Annotated in this window: 18 protein-coding genes and 2 pseudogenes; 13 read left to right on the forward strand and 7 right to left on the reverse strand. The window is 62.3% G+C overall.

Annotation, left to right across the window (positions count from 1 at the left end):
• Nucleotides 1-6: 6 nt before the first annotated feature.
• Together NKI32_RS21990 and NKI32_RS21995 are read right to left on the reverse strand one after the other, a co-directional pair.
• A complete protein-coding gene (locus NKI32_RS21990) occupies nucleotides 7-432 on the reverse strand; it encodes a Ros/MucR family transcriptional regulator (RefSeq protein WP_023673680.1) in 426 nt (141 codons plus the stop codon).
• Between the two features lie 412 nt (nucleotides 433-844).
• Nucleotides 845-1,219, reverse strand: a complete 375-nt coding sequence (locus NKI32_RS21995; protein ID WP_023702200.1) for an SH3 domain-containing protein — start codon at nucleotides 1,217-1,219, stop codon at nucleotides 845-847.
• Between the two features lie 114 nt (nucleotides 1,220-1,333).
• Between NKI32_RS21995 and NKI32_RS22000 the strand changes: the two genes are divergently transcribed.
• From NKI32_RS22000 to NKI32_RS22010, 3 genes are all read left to right on the forward strand, one after another.
• Nucleotides 1,334-3,481, forward strand: a complete 2,148-nt coding sequence (locus tag NKI32_RS22000) for a S9 family peptidase (RefSeq protein ID WP_023754807.1) — start codon at nucleotides 1,334-1,336, stop codon at nucleotides 3,479-3,481.
• Nucleotides 3,478-4,104: a LysE family translocator gene (locus NKI32_RS22005; protein ID WP_023754808.1), complete on the forward strand. Its 627-nt coding sequence runs from the start codon at nucleotides 3,478-3,480 to the stop codon at nucleotides 4,102-4,104. Before NKI32_RS22000 ends, NKI32_RS22005 begins: the two co-directional genes overlap by 4 nt.
• A 145-nt stretch (nucleotides 4,105-4,249) precedes the next feature.
• Complete coding sequence (locus tag NKI32_RS22010) at nucleotides 4,250-4,639, forward strand: SET domain-containing protein (RefSeq protein WP_023673684.1); 390 nt, start codon at nucleotides 4,250-4,252, stop codon at nucleotides 4,637-4,639.
• A 20-nt stretch (nucleotides 4,640-4,659) separates the two neighbouring features.
• Here the strand turns inward: NKI32_RS22010 and NKI32_RS22015 are convergent, their stop codons facing one another.
• From NKI32_RS22015 to NKI32_RS22030, 4 genes are all read right to left on the reverse strand, one after another.
• Nucleotides 4,660-5,610, reverse strand: a complete 951-nt coding sequence (locus tag NKI32_RS22015; RefSeq protein WP_353003584.1) for a cytochrome c — start codon at nucleotides 5,608-5,610, stop codon at nucleotides 4,660-4,662.
• A 9-nt stretch (nucleotides 5,611-5,619) separates the two neighbouring features.
• Entirely contained in the window at nucleotides 5,620-6,057 is a 438-nt protein-coding gene (locus NKI32_RS22020) for a c-type cytochrome (RefSeq protein ID WP_023684552.1), read from the reverse strand.
• Between the two features lie 159 nt (nucleotides 6,058-6,216).
• Nucleotides 6,217-6,819: a superoxide dismutase gene (locus NKI32_RS22025; protein WP_023673687.1), complete on the reverse strand. Its 603-nt coding sequence runs from the start codon at nucleotides 6,817-6,819 to the stop codon at nucleotides 6,217-6,219.
• Between the two features lie 105 nt (nucleotides 6,820-6,924).
• Nucleotides 6,925-7,803: a branched-chain amino acid aminotransferase gene (locus NKI32_RS22030; protein ID WP_023692793.1), complete on the reverse strand. Its 879-nt coding sequence runs from the start codon at nucleotides 7,801-7,803 to the stop codon at nucleotides 6,925-6,927.
• Nucleotides 7,804-7,971: 168 nt separating this feature from the next.
• On the opposite strand from NKI32_RS22030, the gene NKI32_RS22035 reads away from it, so the two are divergent.
• The 10 genes and pseudogenes from NKI32_RS22035 (at nucleotide 7,972) to NKI32_RS22075 (ending at nucleotide 18,853) form a co-directional block, all read left to right on the forward strand.
• Nucleotides 7,972-8,634, forward strand: a complete 663-nt coding sequence (locus NKI32_RS22035; RefSeq protein WP_023673689.1) for a haloacid dehalogenase type II — start codon at nucleotides 7,972-7,974, stop codon at nucleotides 8,632-8,634.
• A gap of 175 nt (nucleotides 8,635-8,809) precedes the next feature.
• Nucleotides 8,810-9,619, forward strand: coding sequence for a L,D-transpeptidase (locus NKI32_RS22040; protein WP_023692792.1), 810 nt, complete (start codon nucleotides 8,810-8,812; stop codon nucleotides 9,617-9,619).
• Nucleotides 9,620-9,908: 289 nt separating this feature from the next.
• The gene (locus NKI32_RS22045; RefSeq protein WP_023684556.1) at nucleotides 9,909-10,109 is read left to right on the forward strand and encodes a hypothetical protein; all 201 of its coding nucleotides are present in this window, start codon (nucleotides 9,909-9,911) and stop codon (nucleotides 10,107-10,109) included.
• Between the two features lie 809 nt (nucleotides 10,110-10,918).
• A complete protein-coding gene (locus NKI32_RS22050) occupies nucleotides 10,919-11,854 on the forward strand; it encodes a helix-turn-helix domain-containing protein (protein WP_306413643.1) in 936 nt (311 codons plus the stop codon).
• Nucleotides 11,855-12,087: 233 nt separating this feature from the next.
• Complete coding sequence (locus NKI32_RS22055; RefSeq protein ID WP_023673694.1) at nucleotides 12,088-12,507, forward strand: hypothetical protein; 420 nt, start codon at nucleotides 12,088-12,090, stop codon at nucleotides 12,505-12,507.
• 142 nt (nucleotides 12,508-12,649) lie between these two features.
• Nucleotides 12,650-14,389: pseudogene (locus NKI32_RS31575) on the forward strand (YadA family autotransporter adhesin); the annotation flags it as partial.
• Between the two features lie 69 nt (nucleotides 14,390-14,458).
• A pseudogene (locus NKI32_RS31580) lies at nucleotides 14,459-17,086 on the forward strand (YadA-like family protein); the annotation flags it as partial.
• A gap of 9 nt (nucleotides 17,087-17,095) precedes the next feature.
• Complete coding sequence (locus NKI32_RS22065) at nucleotides 17,096-17,671, forward strand: invasion associated locus B family protein (protein WP_353003589.1); 576 nt, start codon at nucleotides 17,096-17,098, stop codon at nucleotides 17,669-17,671.
• A gap of 13 nt (nucleotides 17,672-17,684) precedes the next feature.
• Nucleotides 17,685-18,380: a hypothetical protein gene (locus NKI32_RS22070; RefSeq protein ID WP_023732043.1), complete on the forward strand. Its 696-nt coding sequence runs from the start codon at nucleotides 17,685-17,687 to the stop codon at nucleotides 18,378-18,380.
• Nucleotides 18,377-18,853, forward strand: coding sequence for a DUF4189 domain-containing protein (locus NKI32_RS22075; protein WP_023687219.1), 477 nt, complete (start codon nucleotides 18,377-18,379; stop codon nucleotides 18,851-18,853). The genes NKI32_RS22070 and NKI32_RS22075 overlap by 4 nt, the downstream gene beginning before the upstream one ends.
• A 4-nt stretch (nucleotides 18,854-18,857) precedes the next feature.
• On the opposite strand, the gene NKI32_RS22080 is transcribed toward NKI32_RS22075, so the two are convergent.
• Nucleotides 18,858-19,727 carry an aldose 1-epimerase gene (locus NKI32_RS22080; RefSeq protein ID WP_353003591.1) on the reverse strand — a complete coding sequence of 290 codons (870 nt, stop codon included), beginning with the start codon at nucleotides 19,725-19,727 and terminating at the stop codon, nucleotides 18,858-18,860.
• Nucleotides 19,728-19,733 lie beyond the last annotated feature (6 nt).

Raw genomic sequence — 19,733 nt, forward strand, 5'->3', positions numbered from 1 at the left:
CCGGTGTTACCGCCCCTTGCGCTTGCGGCCGAGGCCCATCTTCTTGGCCAGCTGCGAACGGGCAGCGGCATAGTTAGGGGCAACCATCGGATAGCTGGCGTCGAGATTCCACTTCTCGCGGTATTCATCGGGCGTCAGACCGTAATGGGTCATCAGGTGGCGCTTCAGCGACTTGAACTTCTTGCCATCTTCAAGGCAGACGATGTAATCGTCATGAACAGAGCGCTTCGGGTTTACCGCAGGCTTCTGCTTGTCGGCCGGAGGCTGTTCGCTTGCTCCGCCCACGCGCCCGAGAGCGGCATGGACATCAGCGATAAGGTTCGGCAATTCGCCGACCGGCACGGGATTGTTGCTGACATAGGCTGCCACCACATCGGCGGTCAGCTCGATCAGCGCATCGCTATTTCTGGAAGGTGTTTCGACGATATCCATGGTTTAGGCCCCAACGAAGGATGTTTCTGTTTGCGCCCTTTTTGGAAGATCGGGCATGGCGCGAATTTCACGCGGGAAGAGCTTCATGGATTCGCGTCCGGGCATCTTAATGAGCCCACAGACAAAGTAAGTCAATTCGCATCTTGCGCTATATTCAACGATATTCATCGAATAGTCGCTCTTCAGCTTCAATCTTTCGTGCACTCTGTAACTTCGCGATATTTTCTGGTCGGACCAGGACTAGCATGACGTAAGGTCACGCCATCGCTAAATCAGCAGGGACTCATAAAGTGGGCAGCGATGCTTGATCTATGCTTCAAGGTTTGGGCAGCTGATTGTCGGATTCGTACCAAACCGCAAGTTGCAAAGCGTTGGCGAAACCCGCCGAAGAAGATCTTCGGTCTGACCGGATTCAATACGGCGTGAGGTATTTTCCATAGACCCAGCCACTAACAAAACCACCATTTTGCGCCGGGTCGTGCCAAACTTGACACCATTGATAGCGAATTGCCTGTTTCTGTTTCCAGTGCGGCTGGCCGGCGATCTCCAGAAGATTCAAGCCGCCGGTGCACTTGCCGGTCATCTGCAGGATCGTCCCGTTGGGATAGGCGGCCTGCTTCTGCGAGGTGCCGGACGGATATTTGCGAACGTTGAGCGTGTCGCCGAACGGCACGCCAGCCACTTGCCAAGCGGCGAACGCGGTTGCATGAGACTGGCCGGTGAAAGCCAGAACGGTCGAAGCGACGACGGCGAGAGCCGCAGCGGTGTTGATATGGAAATTCATCATCCTCTCCTTTTGGCTCATCTCCCGAGCCCGCCGCAACCAATACATCCCGGCCCTTGAACCCGTGCTGATCGGCGTGTTCATTTGCCATTCAAGTAATTTCTTCAGTGAGACGCAATGACCAAGACCTCAGCTTTTCCGTCCGCCAGCCCGCCGATCCCCGAGAAACACCCCGTCTTCGACACGCATCACGGCATTACCCGCACAGATGACTATGCCTGGCTGAGGGCCGAGAACTGGCAGGCGATGTTCAGGGACCCTTCCCTGCTTGAGGGCCGCATCCGCGCCCATCTCGAAGCCGAAAACGCCTATCAAGCAGTGCTTATGGCCGATACGCTAGAGCTTCGGAAGCAGCTGTTCGGCGAGATGAAGGGGCGCATCAAGGAAGATGATTCGACGGTGCCGATGAAGGATGGCCCCTATGCTTACGGCTCATCCTTCAAGCTTGGCGGCGAACAGCCCCGCTATTTCCGCATGCCGCGCGATGGCGGCGATGAGCAGATCCTGCTCGATGGCGACGCGGAAGCCGAGGGCAAGCCCTATTTCCGCCTCGGCGGCGTCGACCATTCGGCCGATCACCGCAAGCTGTTGTGGGCGTTCGACGACAAGGGCTCTGAATTCTTCACACTTCGCGTGCGCGATCTCACCAGCGGCAAGGAACTGAGCGACCAGATCGAGGCCACCAGTGGTGGCGGGGTCTGGAATGCCGCCGATGACGGTTTCTTCTACACAAGGCTCGACGACAATCATCGCCCGTCCAAGGTGCTGTTCCACGCGCTCGGCGGCAGCCCCCTTAATGACCGGCTGATTTATGAGGAAACCGATCCCGGCTTCTTCATGGATGTCGGCGGCACGCGCTCCAACGAATGGATCATGATCGGGATCAACGATCACGAAACCTCGGAATATCACCTGATGCGCGCCGATGAGCCTTTCGCCGAGCCAAAGCTGGTGGCAAAGCGCGAGACTGGCCTGCAATATGATCTGGAAGAAGGCGGCGACATCTTCTTCGTCCTCACCAATGCCGACGGCGCCAAGGACTTCAAGATCATGACGGCGCCGGCTAATGACCCGGTTCGCGCCAATTGGGAAGAGCTGGTGGCGCACGAGCCAGGCCGGCTGATCCTGTCGGTGGTCGGCTTCAGGGATCATATGGTCAGGCTCGAGCGCAAGGAAGGGCTGCCGCGCATCGTCGTTCGCGATCGCCGCAGCGGCGAGGAGCATCTGATCTCGTTCGACGAAGAGGCGTTCTCGCTCGGCCTGTCGGGGTCCTATGAATACGACACCGAGATCATGCGCTTCACCTATTCGTCGATGACGACCCCGGCGCAGGTCTTCGACTACAATATGCGCAGCCGCGAGCGTGTGCTGCTGAAGACCCAGGAAGTGCCGTCCGGTCACAATCCGGATCATTATGTCACGCGCCGGCTGATGGCGCCGGCCGCCGATGGCGAACTGGTGCCGGTCTCGCTGCTGCACCACCGCGACACGCCGCTCGATGGCTCCGCACCGTGCCTGCTTTACGGCTACGGCTCTTACGGCATTGCCATTCCGGCGGCGTTCAACACCAACTGGTTCTCGCTGGTCGACCGTGGCTTTGTCTTTGCCATCGCCCATGTCCGCGGCGGCAAGGACAAGGGCTATGGCTGGTATGACGACGGCAAGCGGGCGCACAAGATGAACACGTTCACCGATTTCATCGCCGTCGCGCAGCATCTCGTCGCCGAGCGTTACACCCAACACGACCGCATCGTCGCGCAAGGCGGCTCGGCCGGCGGCATGCTGATGGGTGCGATCGCCAACATGGCGCCGCAAAATTTCGGCGCCATCGTTGCCGAGGTCCCCTTTGTCGACGTGCTGACCACGATGCTCGACGCAAGCTTGCCGCTGACGCCGCCGGAGTGGCCGGAATGGGGCAACCCGATCGCGTCGGCGGAAGATTACCAAACGATCGCCGCCTACTCACCCTATGACAATGTCGCCGATCACGACTACCCGCCGATCCTGGCGCTGGCCGGCCTCACCGATCCGCGCGTCACCTATTGGGAGCCGGCCAAATGGGTGGCGCGGCTGCGCGAGCGCAAGAGCGGCGACAATCCGGTGCTGTTCAAGATCAACATGGATTCCGGCCATGCCGGCGCCTCCGGCCGCTTTTCAAGGCTGGAGGAGATCGCCTATACCTACTCCTTCGCGCTCAAGGTTACGGCCAAGCCCGAACCCGAGGTTACGGGCAAGGCTGAGAATGCAACGGAGGCGTCGCAATGATCGATCTATCCACCTTGACGGCTTACATAGCGGTTGTGCTTGGCTTTGTGTTTATTCCAGGCCCAGCCACGCTTTTGACGGTCGCGCGAGCGACGAGTTCCGGAACCAGGGTTGGCGTCGCGACGGGCGCGGGCGTCGCGGCTGGCGATGTGTTCCATACCATCATGGCGATGGTCGGCATTTCGGCGATCATCGCCACTTCGGCAACGCTGTTCAGCGTCGTAAAATACATCGGCGCGGCGTATCTCGTTTACCTCGGCCTTCGCGCAATCATCGAGAGAATACCGGCCGATCCTACTGCCGGTGCACTCGCGATCTCCGCCAGCAAGGCGTTTCGTCAAGCTGTCCTGACCGAAGTGCTTAATCCAAAGACGGCGCTTTTCTTCCTTGCCTTCCTGCCCCAGTTCGTGCGGCCTGAAAACGGATCGGTGATGCTCCAGCTGATGACGCTGGGCATAATCTTTGTTCTGCTCGGCCTTTTCAGCACAGTCGTCTTTGCCGTGAGTGCGGGCCGGCTCGGCACGTTCCTGCGCCGCAATCCGTCGGTGGTGAAATGGCAAGGCAAGGTGGTTGGCGGCATCTACTGCGCGTTAGGCGTTCGTCTGGCCTTGCAGCAGCGCTGATGTCGAAGCGAAAAGCGCGCCCGTCGAGGCGCGCCGGTCGTCACTTTTTGAATTCCGGGCTGCTCATTTTCACTCGCATTTGCAATGGCTGCGCGCTACCCATGCGCGCCACCTTCCAGACCATGACATACGCAAAGGGGCCACTATGTTGCTCGTCGACACCTATCTCGAGAAATCACCGATCCAGGGCATCGGGGTTTTCGCCAGGAACCACATTGCCAAGGGCACGCTGGTCTGGAAGCTCGACCCCAGATTCGACCGGATCATCGACGTCGAGACCTATGAAGGCGAGAGCGGCCCGGTGAAGAACTATCTCGACCGTTATTCCTATCCAGACCGCCGGGATCCGAACTACATCGTCTTCGAAGCCGACGACGCCCGCTACATGAACCATGACGACGAACCGAATTGCGATGTCTCCTCGCCCGAGGAAACCTATGCCTTGCGCGACATCGCACCCGGCGAGGAACTGACCTGCAATTACAGCCATTTCTTCGAGACGGGCTTCGACTTCCTCGGCGATCGCCACCTGTAGATGGCCACCTGTAGCCGGGATCACTTGGCCGGCTTGCTGCGCACCGGGTAGCCGTTGGGATGCGGCGGCACCGCCTTGAGATAGGCGGCTATTGCCGCGCGATCTCCCGGCGGCAGTTCGGCCATGTTGCGCTGCACGTCGACCATGGCGCCGCCTACCGAGTCGAAATCGGGGGTAAAACCGGTTTCGAGATAGTTGGCGATGTCGGCTTCCGACCAGTCACCGAGCCCGCCCTCGCCCGATGTGATGTTCGGCACGATGCCGCTGCCTTCGGCGGCCGCCGCGCCAGCCAGCCACTGGCTCTTCCTGATGCCGCCGGTGACGTCGCGCGGCGTGTGGCATTCGCCGCAATGGCCGGGTCCCTCGACCAGATAGCGGCCGGCCAGTACCGGATCAGGCGTGCCATCGGCCAAGGCAATCACCGGCTCCTTGCTGAGATAGAGCCGCTTCCACAGGCCGAGCGCGCGACGGATGTTGAAGGGGAAACTCAGCGAATTGTCCGGCGCCTTGCCGGCGACCGCCGGCAGCGTCTTCAGGAACGCATAGAGATCGGCAATATCAGCCGGCTTCATGCGGGCGTAGGATGTGTAGGGGAAGGCCGGATAGAAATGCTCGCCCGACGGCGACACGCCCTTCAGCATGGCGTTGGCAAGGTCCTCGACCGTCCAGGCGCCGATGCCGTCCTTGGGATCCTGCGAGATGTTGGGCGGCACGAAGGTGCCGAACGGCGTCTTGAGCTCGAGGCCGCCGACCAGTTGCAAACGGCCGTCGCCTTGCGAGCCCGGCTTGGCGTGACAGGAGGTGCAGCCGCCGGCATTGAAAATGCGCTTCCCCCTGGCGGCGTCGCCGGGGCCGAGCTGCGCCAGGGTGCCAGTGTCGAGCTTGACCGGCGCCGACAACAGCCAGCCGGCGCCCGCACCGACGACGCCCAGGACAAGGGCGGCGCCGACAAATTTTTTCCACAAGGGCATTGCCCGGGATCAGCTCTTCTTCACCCGATAGGTCTTGTGGCAGGTGCCGCAATCACTGCCGAGCGTATCGATCTGCGCCTTCAACGCATCGACATCGGCGGGGGCGGCGGCGACTGCGGCCTTGACGTCGGCGAGGTACTTGTCTTCGGTCGATTTGAAGCCCGCCATGTCTTTCCAGATTTTGGGCGAGGCGGTGGTATCACCGCTGTCGCTGCCGGCCGGGAACAGCGTGTCGACATCGAACTTCTCGGCATTGACTTGCAGCGCCTGCAGCGCCGTCAGCACGGCGGCGGCATCGAAGTCTGCCTCGCCCTTGGCGATTTTTGACAGGCCGCCGACGATCTTGCCTCGTTCCTTCATCAGTCCCTGTCGGTCGAGGATCGGGTCGGCAAAAGCCGCCGAGGCGGCGAGGCTGAGCATAGAGATGGCGATAACAAGCTTTCTCATTCAATTGGCTCCAGGATGATGAGGGGTCGCGACCTAACGTTAACGGAGGGCGGGCCGGGATTATTCCCTGTCCGCCGGCCGGATTCTGCCGAATTTTGTGTGCCTGCTGCTTCAGCTGAGAAAGAAAAGCCCCGGAGTACCGGGGCTTCTCTGGGTCGATCAGGCTTTCGCCTCTTCGTACATTTCAAGGACATGGTCCCAGTTGATGAGGCTGTCGACGAAGGCCTCGAGATATTTCGGCCGCGCGTTGCGGTAGTCGATGTAATAGGAATGTTCCCAGACATCGACGCCGAGGATCGGCGATGCGCCATGGACGAGCGGGTTCTCGCCGTTCGGCGTCTTGGATATCGCCAGCTTGCCGTCCTTGACCGAGACCCAGGCCCAGCCCGAACCGAACTGCGTGGTGCCGGCGGCGATGAAGTCGGCCTTGAACTTGTCGTACCCGCCGAGATCCGCGTCGAAAGCCTTCTGCAGGGCGCCCGGAAGCTTGTTGCCGCCGCCGCCCTTCTTCATCCACTTCCAGAAATGGATGTGGTTGTAGTGCTGGGCTGCGTTGTTGAAGAGGCCGGCATTCTTGCCGAACGACTGTTTGACCACCTCTTCGACCGACAGATCGCCAAGGCCCGCTTCGGCGGCCAGCTTGTTGCCGTTGTCGACATAGGCCTTGTGGTGCTTGTCGTGGTGATACTCCAGCGTCTCCTTCGACATGTAAGGCTGCAAGGCCTCGTAGTCGTAGGGCAAGGCGGGCAATTCAAAAGCCATCGGTCATACTCCTCATGGAAAAATCCGGTGCGGATACCGGATTAAGATAGGGCTGCATTGATCTGGAACAACTCCGGAATGAAGCGCCAATTGCCTTTTAGCGGCTCAACCGGCGGAAGTCGAATGCGCCCATTCCCAATAAAGGTCGCGCGCTTTCTTGGCCACCGGCCCGGGCTGCAGATCGCGGTCCTCGATGCGGGTGATCGGCACGACCTTGGAATGGTTTCCGGTCGAAAAGATCTCGTCGGCTTCGAGAAAGTCGCGCACCGACAGCATCTTCTCCGTGGTCTTGAAGCCGTAATCGCCAAGCAGCGTCATGGTGCGCGAGCGGGTGATGCCGGACAGGAAGGTGCCGTTCGGCGCCGGCGTCAACACGTGGCTGTCCTTGACCAGGAAGATGTTCGAGGTTCCGGTCTCGGCGACATTGCCCAGCATGTCCAGCACCAGCGCATTGTCGAAGCCGCGTCCCTTGGCTTCGAGAATGGCGCGGCCATTGTTGGGATAGAGGCAGCCGGCCTTGGCATTGGTCGGCATGGTCTCGATGGTCGGCCGCCGGAACGGCGACACGGTGATCGAAAAGCCGGTCGGCGAGATCATCGGCGATTCGTAAAGGCAGAGGCAGAAACGGGTCGAGGCCGGATCGGCCGGCACGCCCATATAGCCGCCATGCTCGGCCCAGTACATCGGCCTGATGTAGACCGCTGTCTTGCCGTCGAACTTCTTCAGCCCGTCCCAGGTCAGTCCAACAATCTCATCGGCGCTCATCGACGGCGCGAGGCCGAGCGCGGTCGCCGATGCGTTCACCCTGGCGGCATGCAGCTCGAGATCGGGGGCGACGCCTTCGAACCAGCGGGCGCCGTCGAAGACGCTGGTGCCGAGCCACATGGCGTGGCTGCGCGGACCCAGAATGGCGACGTTGCCTTCGTACCAGTCGCCGTCGACGAAGGTCCATGTCGCCGATAGCGCCGCAGTCACCAGTGTCATTGTTCGGTTCCGCTTCAAAGCTGCCTGTGCCAAGCATTGGAAGATGCTTTGACCGGCGCCGTCAACCGGCATGGAGCGGTTTTTGTTGAGGCCAGAGCGCCCCAAGAAAGCGATCAAGACCACAATCGATGCTTGCACCTTGCGCCGCCTGCCCTCAAAACTGTCGCCATGCATTACGCGGCTTACGTTTTCGACGCCTATGGCACGTTGTTCGACGTGCACGCAGCCGTGCGCCGTCATGACGGCGAGATCGGCCCCGACGGCCCGCTGCTTTCGGAAATCTGGCGCGCCAAGCAGCTGGAATATTCCTGGGTGCGCACGCTGATGGGCGGCTATGCCGATTTCTGGCAGCTCACCGAACAGGCGCTCGATTTCGCCCTGCTCAAGGTTCCCTCCGCCGACAAGGGACTGAAGGCCAAGCTGCTCGAAGCCTATTGGCGGCTCGACTGCTATCCGGAAGTGCCGGCCGTGCTCAAGGCGCTGAAAGCATCCGGCGCCAAGCTCGCAATCCTGTCCAACGGCTCGCCCGAGATGCTGGAAGCGGCGGTCAAGTCGGCCGCCCTCGACCAGGTGCTGGACGATATCTTTTCGGTCGACGCCGTCAGGCGCTTCAAGACCGACCCGTCGACCTACGACATGGTGGCGACGGGCTGGCGACTCTATCCGGGCGCCGTCTCGTTCCAGTCGTCCAACCGCTGGGACGTCGCCGGCGCCACCAAATTCGGCTTTCGCACCGTATGGATCAACCGCGCCAACCAGCCCGAGGAATACCGGGATTTCCCGCCGGCGCTGATCCTGCCGTCGCTTGAAGGCCTGCTGACCGGCGGCTGATCACTCTGTTGCCTTCGAGCAACAGTGGCAGGGCGGTCACAGCTTCGCCTTTGTTTGTCCACCCTCAGGCCAGAATCGGAACCGCCTATCGCGTCAGGCATTGGGGGAGGCCGACCACTGCGCCGCTTGAAGGCATTCACGCTTTCTTGCGATTCGAGACTTAAAAAAGGCAACCATGTTGAAGACCGAAATCGACCCCTATCGCCTGAGCCGTCGCGGCTTTCTGAATGCTGCAGCCCTTGGCGCCGCTTCGATTGCGGTCTCCGCCTGCACCACCACCGGACCGGCGCCGGCGCCGGTCGAACCGCCACCGCCGACCTATGACGAGCCGCCGCTCGGCGACTATGCGACGATGTACGGCCCGATTTCCGACAGCGGGTTCGAGCTCCCGGCCATCCCGATCAAGAAGATGGACCCGCAGTTCCTGCGCCAGATCGTTCCCGATCCGACCGGCCAGCGGCCAGGCACCATCATCGTCGATACGACCAACCATTTCCTCTATCTGGTGCGCGAAGGCGGCCAGGCGATCCGTTACGGCGTCGGCCTCGGCCGCGCCGGCTTCGAATGGTCGGGAGACGCCGTCGTCCAGTGGAAGCAGAAATGGCCGAAATGGACGCCGCCCGATGAGATGGTTGCCCGCCAGCCTGAACTGGAAGAATACAGCGCCAAGAACGGCGGCATGCCCGGCGGCCTCAAGAACCCGCTCGGCGCCCGCGCGCTCTACCTGTTCCACGACAACGTCGACACGCTCTACCGCCTGCATGGCTCGCCGGAATGGAACTCGATCGGCAAATCCGTCTCGTCAGGCTGCGTGCGCCTGATAAATCAGGACATCATCGACCTCTACGACCGCGTGCCGTCGAAGAGCCCGGTCATCGTGACGTCCGACATCGGCCAGCCGATGGCGGCGAGCGCAAACCGCAGAGCCATCCCGATCGATGGCGGGGTGCCGGATGGCTCGGTCCTGCTCGGCCCGGTGACCTGATCGACTTCATCGATGCCATGAAGCGGCAGGTTCCGCTCCATGCGGCAAAGCTCGCCAGGATCCCGATAGCTTTACGCGAATGCCTGGGGTTCGCATCCAAGATGTGCAATGCCGGCAACAGGAGGCCAAAAAAGACGTCCAGACGAACCATGGAGCCGCTGCAATCGGGGCGGCCATGCCCTGTCAATCTCGACGCTGCTGTGTTTCGTTACCGATTGATGTATATTAGACGGGAGTATGATTGCAGAGACATACATTTCATTAGATCATTGATGGCGGGGGAACGCCGATGGTGGGATTTGATTTCGATAGTCCGCCTGCCGACGGCGCCGAGGCCAACCTGTCGGCCGAATGCGAGCGCCAATTGCTGCCGCTCGTCCGCGGAATTGTCGAGGCGGCGGTTGCCGCCGGGTGGAGCCAGGAAGACGTTCTTCTGGCCATGGTCGAGCTGTCCTGGGATCTGTACGAGAAACGCCGAGGCGATCTTTAGCAGGCCTGCGTGAGCCGGATAATTCCGTAGCGCCGGCCAAGCCAGGCCATGTTTTTCTCGCGCGAACTTTTTTCTTCACTTACAATGTTTTTTCTATCCGCGGGATGCGCTACGCTGCCTTTGGGCAGGACTATGGGGGATACAAATTACCGTCCGGATTTCCGGGTTGGCTGTTTGCACGGCACGGAATTTCGATGGGCTGGCAAAGCGGCTGAGGCAAGGCTGAATGAAAAATGCGGGCGAGGTTCAGGAACGCAGCGCAGGCGCCGATCGGGTCGATCGGCACGCCCTCGGACATAATCCCCGAAAATGCCAATCCCAGAAGAGCAACCATGCGGGGGAGCGGGATATGCTCTGTCCGCAGCCCTGGATCGCTCCCGGAGGGTCGCCATCGCCGAAGTCGCCTACCTCGCGGGATTTTCGGATCAAGGCCATTTGGCCACCGCCATGAAGAAGCACAAGGGAAAGAAGCCATGATTCGGGCGATAACTGCTGCCGGATCGTCCGTGGCAATGACAGATAGTCGACCAGCTCTGTCAATGGCCGCGCGATCTATATTCGGAATACAACGCTGGATTGCGACGGCACACTATGCACAATAACTAGGCAAAATGGTAAGATAAGATCGGAAAATAGTCAGGTAGCCTTGGCTAAAAATTCAAACCTGTAAATTTATAGTCAAAATCCTGGTAAAATTTTCATTTGAGCTCAAATTCTTCTTTGCAATATAAAGCAGCATCTGTAGGATTCGAAGGAACGCCCAGGAGCAAACGTGAATTCTGGGCGCCTCGATACAGCACAGGATTGGATTGATCGGCGCAGCAGTGGCAGAGACGAAGATGCAACATAGAGGCAACGTCCAGGAAAGCGCCGGGACAGAGCGGCGGCGCGCGGATCGTCGCATCTTCGACGGAATTCCGGAAAGCGCGGGGCGCTACCTGGTCACGTTTCGAGGCGGCGCGGCACATGTCGTTCATGGGCCGGGATCACACACATTCAAAGCGGCGGAACATTTCGCTTCGGTTCTGCTTACACCCTCACCAGGGATTGCGGCATCGCTGGGCAGCGACAAAGTCCACGAATACGACGGCGACGTCGGCATGATCATGATCGTCCCAGCCGACCTCGGCGGCAAGGTGACTCGGTCATCCACCACGGAAAGCGTAATCGTGGCGCTCACCCCCGAGAGTCTCTTCGAGCTGGCAACGCGTGAATTCGACACCGGCCATGCCGAGCTTCAGCCGCCGCCGTACGGGACCGTCGACTTCCAAGCGCTGCAACTCGCGCAGTTGCTGAAGGCGGAACTGACGGATCGGGAAACTCCAAACGAGTTCTATATCGATTCGTTGGTCACCATGTTCGGCGTCCATTTGCTTCGGAACTACGCAGGAGCGCGAAAGTTGCCACAAGCCCCAAAGGGCGGTCTGTCGAACCGCAGCGCCCGGCGGGTGCGCGAATTCCTGGAGGTAAATTTTTCCAGCAAAATCGCGGTGGCCGAGCTGGCCGCACTCTGTGGCCTTTCGCCGAGCCATTTCATCCTGGCATTCACCAAGACCTTTGGCGAGCCGCCGCACAAATACCTGCTGCGGCTGCGTCTCGATTTCGCCGAAAAACTTCTCATCGAGAGCGACCTGTCGATTGCGGAAGTCGCTCATCTCAGTGGATTCTCGGACCAGAGCCACTTGACAGTCACCATGTCCAGATACCGGAACAGAACCCCCAGGCAGGTGAAGCTGCAACGTTAACGACTGTTGCGGTGCGCATGATTGTCCGCGGCGATACCTCGATTGATCTTCAGTATAGTCGAAGGTTGTGTGGCAGAGCAGTCACAGTTGTCGCGCAGGGACCAAATACCGGATTTTCCTACAAAGATTCCGGATTATTCCAAAATACCTGCACCGCGAATGTGCTCATGGTCGCGATTGAAGTCATTTGGGGCGGGGGAGCAACCAGATGATACAGCATGTCGGATTGTCCCATGGACATTCAATTCGCGGAAATCGAGGTCTTCGCGCCTAAGGCCGAAGCGGCCTGGGCTGCACTGCAACGCCAATACGCCAGCCGGATCAGCGCTGCGGAACTCGACCATCTCCTGGCCTGTTTCGTGCTTGGACTGACCTCTCCGGCTTGTGGTGAAGGCGATCCGGGATTTCATTTCGATCTCTGCCGCGCGCTGGTGGCGGTAAACCTGCCGCCGGAACGGACGGAGGCTGCACTGCATGCGGTTCCAGAACCGACGCAGCCATGGGTCGCGAGCGCCTATCAGCTGATTGAAAAACAAGGCGCGAAGGTCGGTCTCTCGTTGCGGGAGAAGACGCGCAATTTCGAAGATTTTTTGGCCACCGAGGCGAATGGTGCGGCACATCAGAGCGCCTCGGCAATTGCGAGGAAAAACTAGCATGACCAAACGCGTCGAGGGGCGGAGAAGGATCGAACTTTCTTCAAGCTTTGTCGGAAACTGGATCGCGGGCGCGGCCGACAGCCGCTCGGTGCGGCGCCGCCTGATGGCGGTGCTGCGCAACGCGTGCCGCGTGCTCGGCATGCGACGCAAATGTCTGGGGCTTGGCACGCTGGGCAGCGGCAGAATTGCGGCAGCGGCGCTGGGTGCAATCGCATTCGGGAGCATCGCCACCCCGGCGTCCGCGCAGTATGCCGCCGGCGGCGGCACCGCGACGGCCAGTGGCTCAGTCGCTATCGGCCCGGCCGCGACGGCCTCTCAGCTCAATGCTGTTGCGATCGGGACCCGGTCTGTCGGGTCAACGCAATACGCAGTGGCAATCGGCCAGGATGCGCAGGCCACAGGCACCGGCGGCGCGGTGGCGATCGGCGGCGGCGCGATTTCAAACAACATCAATACGGTAGCCATTGGCGTTCAGTCCGACGCCACTGCGGCCGGGGCCAGCGCACTGGGCACAAACTCCCACGCTTCGGGATCGAACTCCACCGCGGTCGGTGTCGGCGCCACGGCCAGCAACAATTATGCGTTCGCCACTGGCTACGGGTCGGTAGCCAGCGCCCAATACGCATACGCCATGGGCTATCAGTCCAGTGCTAGTGGCCTGCGCGGTATGGCGCTTGGATATCAAGCAACCCAGAGCGGAATCGATTCCCTTGCCCAAGGCACCAACGCCAATGCAGGCAGTCAAAACGCCATCGCGATAGGCTTCCAGTCGGTCGCGTCCGATATCAACTCTATCAATATCGGCGCGCGCACCGTTGCGGGGTCAGGGGCCTTGGCCCAAGGCGCCATCGCCCTTGGCACGGATGTCACAGCAAATCAGCAAAACGCCCTTGCCATTGGCGTCCTGACCAAAGCAACGGGAACGAACGCCGCAGCGGTGGGTAGAGGAGCCAGTGCATGGGGCAACCAGTCCATCGCATTCGGCACGGGCGCGCAGGCGGGCGTTCAGGCCAACACGGCTGTGCCCAACAGCATCGCGATCGGTACCAATTCGCTCTCTTCGGGCGCTTTCGCCACGGCGATGGGTGCTACCTCGGTTGCGAGTGGCTCCGCCAGCACAGCGATCGGCAACACGGCTGTCGCCAGCGGCGCGAACGCCTCCTCATTCGGGTCCGGCGCGAATGCGACGGGAGACAATTCTCTTGCCGCCGGTGTCAGCGCCGCCGCTAGCGGGATTGCCAGCACCGCGCTCGGCATCGGCTCCAAGGCCAGTGCCACCAACGCCGTGGCGATCGGTAATGCTGCGGTCGCCAATTCCGCCGACGCGGTTGCCATCGGCACGGCCGCGACGGCCACGGGCGGCAAGGCTGTCGCCATTGGCGCCGGCAACACGGCTTACGGCAACGGCGCGGTCTCCATCGGCGATCCGAGCTATGCCAGCGGCACCGGCGCCTTCACCGGCGGCGCCAACAACATCGCCAACAGCGACGGCACGGCAACCGCCACAGCCGCAAACCAGGCCGCAGGCGCGGTTGCCATCGGCAACAACAACAAGGCCGTCGGGCAAGGCTCCGTGGCGCTGGGCAATGGCTCGACGGCGGGTGCAGCCGGCCTTGCCGGCAATGTCGCGCTGGGCAACGGCGCGACGGCGACGGCAAGCTCCGGCGACGTAGCGCTCGGTTCGGGCTCGGTGACCGCGACGGCGGTCGGCACCAGCGGCGTGACGATCGGCGGCACGGCCTACAGCTTCGCCGGCACGACGCCGACGAGCACTGTCAGCGTCGGCGCGCTCGGCGCGGAGCGGACCATCACCAATGTCGCGGCGGGCCGGCTCAGCAACTCGTCGACCGACGCGATCAACGGCTCGCAGCTGTTTGCGACCAACCAGCAGGTGACGCAGAACACGGCGGCGATCGCCGCCAACACCGCCGACATCACCAATCTCGGCAACACGATCAACAGCATCAGCACCGGCGGCGGCATCAAGTATTTCCATGCCAACTCGACGGCGGCGGATTCGTCGGCAACGGGCACGGACTCCGTCGCCATCGGACCGGTCTCCACCGCGACGGGGACGAACGCCATCGCGGCGGGTGTCAATTCGAGCGCCTCCAATGCCAACGCCTCGGCCATTGGCAGCGGCGCCGTCGCATCGGCGCTTGACGCAACGGCGATGGGATACATCTCCAAGGCCTCGGGCCAATACAGCACCGCCGTCGGCGCCAACGCCAATGCCACAGCCACGTCCAGCACCGCGATCGGCCAGAACGCGCTTGCAACCGCCTTTCAAGCGACCGCTCTCGGCGTAGGAGCGAATGCCGGCGCCCAGAATGCAATCGCGCTGGGCGCCGGCTCTGCTGCCAGCAACGCAGGTGACGTGGCGCTCGGCTCCGGCTCGGTAACCGCCGCGGCGGTCGGCACCGCCGGCACGACGATCGGCGGCGTCGCCTACAACTTCGCCGGTACGACGCCAGCGAGCACCGTCAGCGTTGGCGCGGTCGGCGCGGAGCGGACCATCACCAATGTCGCGGCGGGGCGGCTCAGCAATTCGTCGACCGACGCGATCAACGGCTCGCAGCTCTTCGCCACCAACCAGCAGGTGACGCAGAACACCACGGCGATCGCCGCCAACACCGCCGACATCACCAATCTCGGCAACACGATCAACAGCATCAGCACCGGCGGCGGCATCAAGTATTTCCACGCCAATTCGACGCTGGCGGATTCGCAGGCGCTGGGGACGGATTCCGTTGCCATCGGCCCGAATGCCGTGGCCAACAATGCCGGCGACGTGGCGATCGGCGCGAATGCGGTGTCGACCGCGACCACGGCGGTCGGCGGCACCACGATCGGCGGCGTTGCCTACACCTTCGCCGGAACCACGCCGGCGGGAGCGTTTTCGGTCGGCTCGGTGGGCGCGGAACGCCAGATCCAGAATGTCGCGGCCGGGCAGTTGAGCGGCTCCTCGACCGATGCGGTCAACGGCTCGCAGCTGTTTGCGACCAACCAGCAGGTGACGCAGAACACCACCGATATCGCCGCCAATACTGCTGACATCACCAATCTCGGCAATTCGATCAGCAATATTACCGGCGACACCTCGCTGGCTTACACCGACGCCAATGGCGACGGCATCCGCTATGTGCGCACCAACGATAGGACGCTTGCCGTCGCGGACTCCTTCGCGCAAGGGATCGGCTCTTCCGCCCTGGGCTACCAGGCGACCGCGAGCGCCGACAATGCGCTGGCGCTCGGCCGCGACACCCAGGCCAGCGTCATCGGCGGCGTGGCGCTCGGCGCCGGCTCGGTTTCGGATCGGGCGGTCGCACCCGTATCGGGATCGATCCTCTCCGGCACCGGCCTCATTCCCTACAACACCGCGGACATGAGCCTGCTCGGCGCCGTCTCGGTCGGCACCTCCACCTCCTATCGCCAGATCATCAACGTGGCCGACGGCACGCAGGACCAGGACGCGGTCACGCTTCGCCAGTTGAAGGGCGCGCTGAGCTCGTTCGCGGTGACGGGGAGCCTGTACTTCCACGCCAATTCGACGGCCGCGGATTCGCTTGCGGTCGGCGTCGATTCGGTTGCGGTCGGTCCGCGCACCACCGTCAATGGCGACAACGGCATCGGCATCGGCAATGGCGCCATCGTGCAGCAGACGGCGCCGGGAGGCATCGCGATCGGCCAGAATTCGACGGTCAACCAGGCCGACAGCATCGCCCTCGGTACCAACGCGACCACCAACGGAGCGCAGGCGGTGGCGCTCGGCGCCGGCGCAAAGGCCAACGAGCCGGGCAGCGTCGCGCTCGGCGCGGGCTCGACGACGGCGGCGGCGGTCGCCACCACCGGCACCACGATCAACGGCGTTGCCTATACCTTCGCCGGAACAGCTCCGACGAGCACGGTCAGCGTCGGCACCGTCGGCAACGAGCGCACCGTCACCAATGTCGCGGCGGGCCGGATCAGCGGCACCTCCACCGACGCCATCAACGGCAGCCAGCTCTTCGCCACCAACCAGGCGGTCGAAGCCATGCAGGGTAGCGTCGGCGACCTGAATCAGTTCGCCGTCCAGTACGACAAGGACGGGAACGGCAACAAGTCCAACTCGATTACCCTTGCCGGCGGCGACCCGAACACGCCGGTGGTCATCCACAATGTCGGGCCGGGCGTTGCCAACACCGATGCGGTCAATGTTCAGCAGTTCAACAGCGGGTTAGCACTCAACCTGGACAATTCGAAGAACTACACCAACCAGGTGGCGGCCACCACGCTGCAGCAAGCCAATGCGTATGCGGACTCCAAACTCAGCCAGCTCAACATGGACATGGGAGAGGTCAGGGGCGAGGCGCGCCAGGCTGCGGCAATCGGCTTGGCGGCCGGCTCGCTGCGCTACGACGATCGTCCCGGCAAGCTGAGCGTGGCCGCCGGCGGAGGCTATTGGCGCGGTGAAGGCGCCCTGGCCTTCGGCGCCGGCTACACCAGCGAGGAAGGACGTGTTCGAGCGAACCTGTCCGGTACGACGGCAGGCGGACACTGGGGTGTCGGCGCGGGCGTCAGCCTTACGCTGAACTAGAGCCCGGCCATGATCAGGCAGGCAGTCCTTGCTGTCGCGATATCCATGACGTCAATGCTCCTGTCCGGCCAGTTAGCGGCCGGGCAGGAAGCAATCCCTTCCGGCTACAGGGTAAAACCTTCCGACGTAGCGATCCCTGCGGATGCGAAGCTTGGCGAATATCAACGGACCACCCGTCCGTTCGAGAACTGGACGCTGATCTGCGACGAGAACCTGAAGGCGCGCCAAAAGGTCTGCAATGTCACCCAGATCATCGAGGACCAGGCAGGACAGGTTGCGTTCAGCTGGTCGCTTGCCGCCACCAAGGAAGGCAACCCCTACATGATCTTGCGCGCCCCGCCGATCGCCAAGAGCGACGCTCCTGTCTCGCTGACATTCGAGGGGCGCAAGGAGCCGATAAAAATTCAACTCGACGGATGCAATCAGGCCGTCTGCGTCGGCATGCTGCCGGTTGGTCCGATCATGCGCGAACAGATTTCGAAGGCCGCGGCATCCGTCATCTCCTTCCCGACCACGGATGGCAGGACGATCAACGTAACCGCGACCCTCAAGGGCTTGGCCGCGGCCGTTGCGGCGATCAATTGACGAGGCAATCGCGATGAACCAGCAATCGATCCATGACCGGATAATGTCCCGCAACCAGGGAAAGGATGCTGTCCGGGCCGGCATCGAAGACCGGAGCAGACCGCAACGAAACCGCGCGAGGACCGCTGTCTTCTCGTTGCTCGCCATTGCCGTCGTCGCCACGGCCGGCTTCGCGGCCATGCGCTACGACCTGCTCCACAATTTATTGCCGCAGCCGGCGGTCGCGGAGACCAACCAGCCCAATCCGGCCCTGGCCGAGACGCCATTTCTGCAACACGCCAAAGAGGCAGGCTTGCAGTCTTGTTCCAACATTTTCCCAGCCCTTGGGCAGATGCTGACAACCGGCACGACGTACAGCGTCCAGTCGATCTGGAACAACGAGGCCCCCGACAAACACCTCGTGGAAGCCCTGGTCGGCATGAACTACGCCACACAGGGCTACAGCGGCCCGGCGGCAGGCCTGGTGTTCGCGGCACCCACCGCATCCGTTTGCGAAGGTACGATGGTCAGGGTGGCGCCATTCGCGGCCAATTGCGCCGATGTTCCGGCCCTGCTTCCGAAAGACAGCAAGCTCGCCAATAATCTTGGACAAATCAGCGTCTATGAACTGGCCAATGGAGGGGGCAACGCGATGCTGCTGCCAACCGGCAACAGCTGCGTTGTCATTTCCGTGGCCTCGGCAGCAGGTAAACAAGGAGGCGTACAATGAGGGTGAATTCCGCCATTGCGGCGATCGGCATGCTGTTGCTTTGCGCCGGACGGCTGGGCGCGGCGGACCTCGCCCCGGCGGCGGACGTGCCCGAGCCGCCGGCCCAGGAGGAGAGAGGCATCTGGGCGGCGATCGCCTATTCGAGCCCCGACGAGAAGCACGGCTTCTTTTGGGGCGCCGACAAGCGGCAGGAGGCGATGGACATCGCGCTGAAGCATTGCCAGAACGCCGGCGGCGGCAGCTGCGCCGTGGTCAGCGTATTCCGCAATCATCGCCATTGGGACGATGACGACAATACCGGCTTTCCCTACAAGCATTGCGGCGCCCTCGCCGTAGGCGAGAAGCCGGAAGGGCGGCTGACCAGTTGGGGCGCCGAGACGGCGCAAACACGCCGGGATGCCGAAGACCTGACACTGCAGGCGTGCGAGCGGAACGGACAAAAATGCAAGATCCGCGAGTGGGTGTGCACATGACGCATCAGAGCGAAGCAGCGGAACGCCAATCGAGGCGCATGCTTGCACTCAGCGTAGCGCCGTGCTCAAGCGGGGTCAGCCCTTTGCCGTGATGCGCATCGACGGTATGCGACACCGGCTCGAAGCAGAAGAAATCCGCATCAATCGACGGCGAATAGAGGATAAAGACGTCGAGCAATGGCGAGGCGGTGAGCGAGATAGCGATCCTGTCCTCGGGCCGGGTGATCCTGGCGCGGCGGTCCCAGCCGTCGAAGGCGTTGTTGACCCAGCTCCGCGGCAACAGGGAGGCGTTCGAGAAATTCCACGCGGGGTAATCGGCCACCGGCGCCACGCCGACCGGCAGATGATGCTTGTCCTCCAGCCAGACCCGCGCCGCCTTCGCCTCGAGCGTCGTTCCGACGCTGCGCGGGAACCAGGGATGAAAGCCGAGCCCGTAAGGCAGGCGAATGCCGGTGCGATTCTCCACCGTCAGCGTGGCATCCAAGGCTCCGTCATGCAGCTCATAGGCGACCCGCGCCGTATATCGGTAGGGGCCGATTTCACCGGCGTCGAGGACCAGTTCCGCCTCGGTGGCGCTGTGGCTGGCAATCCGCCACTCCCTCTGGAAGCCGTCGCCATGGATTGGAAAGGCCTCCCCCGGCACGTTCGGCTCGATCGCATGGAAGCGGCCGTCGAAGGCGAAACCGCCGCCTGAGATGCGGTTCGACCAGGGAACCAGAAGCTGGCAGCCGGAGGCGCCGGTGCCATCGTCGGGGCGGAGCAGCGGCACCGTTGCGCCGCCGACCAGTGCATCGAAGCGGGCGATCGCCGCGCCCTTTTGCGGCGCCAGGACCAGACGGGCGCTGTCGTCGCGCAGTTCCAGGAGGCCGGCCATCCCTAC

This window comes from Mesorhizobium sp. M0761 (genome assembly GCF_040320205.1).
Lineage (GTDB): Bacteria > Pseudomonadota > Alphaproteobacteria > Rhizobiales > Rhizobiaceae > Mesorhizobium.

Bases quoted from the DNA above. Each gene is read 5' to 3' on its own strand.
- NKI32_RS22030 (WP_023692793.1), bottom strand. From the start codon at position 7,803: ATGACACTGGTGACTGCGGCGCTATCGGCGACATGGACCTTCGTCGAC.
- NKI32_RS22070 (WP_023732043.1), top strand. From the start codon at position 17,685: ATGAACCAGCAATCGATCCATGACCGGATAATGTCCCGCAACCAGGGA.
- NKI32_RS22055 (WP_023673694.1), top strand. From the start codon at position 12,088: ATGGACATTCAATTCGCGGAAATCGAGGTCTTCGCGCCTAAGGCCGAA.
- NKI32_RS22040 (WP_023692792.1), top strand. From the start codon at position 8,810: ATGTTGAAGACCGAAATCGACCCCTATCGCCTGAGCCGTCGCGGCTTT.
- NKI32_RS22015 (WP_353003584.1), bottom strand. From the start codon at position 5,610: ATGCCCTTGTGGAAAAAATTTGTCGGCGCCGCCCTTGTCCTGGGCGTC.
- NKI32_RS22020 (WP_023684552.1), bottom strand. From the start codon at position 6,057: ATGAGAAAGCTTGTTATCGCCATCTCTATGCTCAGCCTCGCCGCCTCG.
- NKI32_RS22035 (WP_023673689.1), top strand. From the start codon at position 7,972: ATGCATTACGCGGCTTACGTTTTCGACGCCTATGGCACGTTGTTCGAC.
- NKI32_RS22005 (WP_023754808.1), top strand. From the start codon at position 3,478: ATGATCGATCTATCCACCTTGACGGCTTACATAGCGGTTGTGCTTGGC.
- NKI32_RS22080 (WP_353003591.1), bottom strand. From the start codon at position 19,727: ATGGCCGGCCTCCTGGAACTGCGCGACGACAGCGCCCGTCTGGTCCTG.
- NKI32_RS21995 (WP_023702200.1), bottom strand. From the start codon at position 1,219: ATGATGAATTTCCATATCAACACCGCTGCGGCTCTCGCCGTCGTCGCT.
- NKI32_RS22025 (WP_023673687.1), bottom strand. From the start codon at position 6,819: ATGGCTTTTGAATTGCCCGCCTTGCCCTACGACTACGAGGCCTTGCAG.
- NKI32_RS22010 (WP_023673684.1), top strand. From the start codon at position 4,250: ATGTTGCTCGTCGACACCTATCTCGAGAAATCACCGATCCAGGGCATC.
- NKI32_RS22000 (WP_023754807.1), top strand. From the start codon at position 1,334: ATGACCAAGACCTCAGCTTTTCCGTCCGCCAGCCCGCCGATCCCCGAG.
- NKI32_RS22075 (WP_023687219.1), top strand. From the start codon at position 18,377: ATGAGGGTGAATTCCGCCATTGCGGCGATCGGCATGCTGTTGCTTTGC.
- NKI32_RS22045 (WP_023684556.1), top strand. From the start codon at position 9,909: ATGGTGGGATTTGATTTCGATAGTCCGCCTGCCGACGGCGCCGAGGCC.
- NKI32_RS22065 (WP_353003589.1), top strand. From the start codon at position 17,096: ATGATCAGGCAGGCAGTCCTTGCTGTCGCGATATCCATGACGTCAATG.
- NKI32_RS21990 (WP_023673680.1), bottom strand. From the start codon at position 432: ATGGATATCGTCGAAACACCTTCCAGAAATAGCGATGCGCTGATCGAG.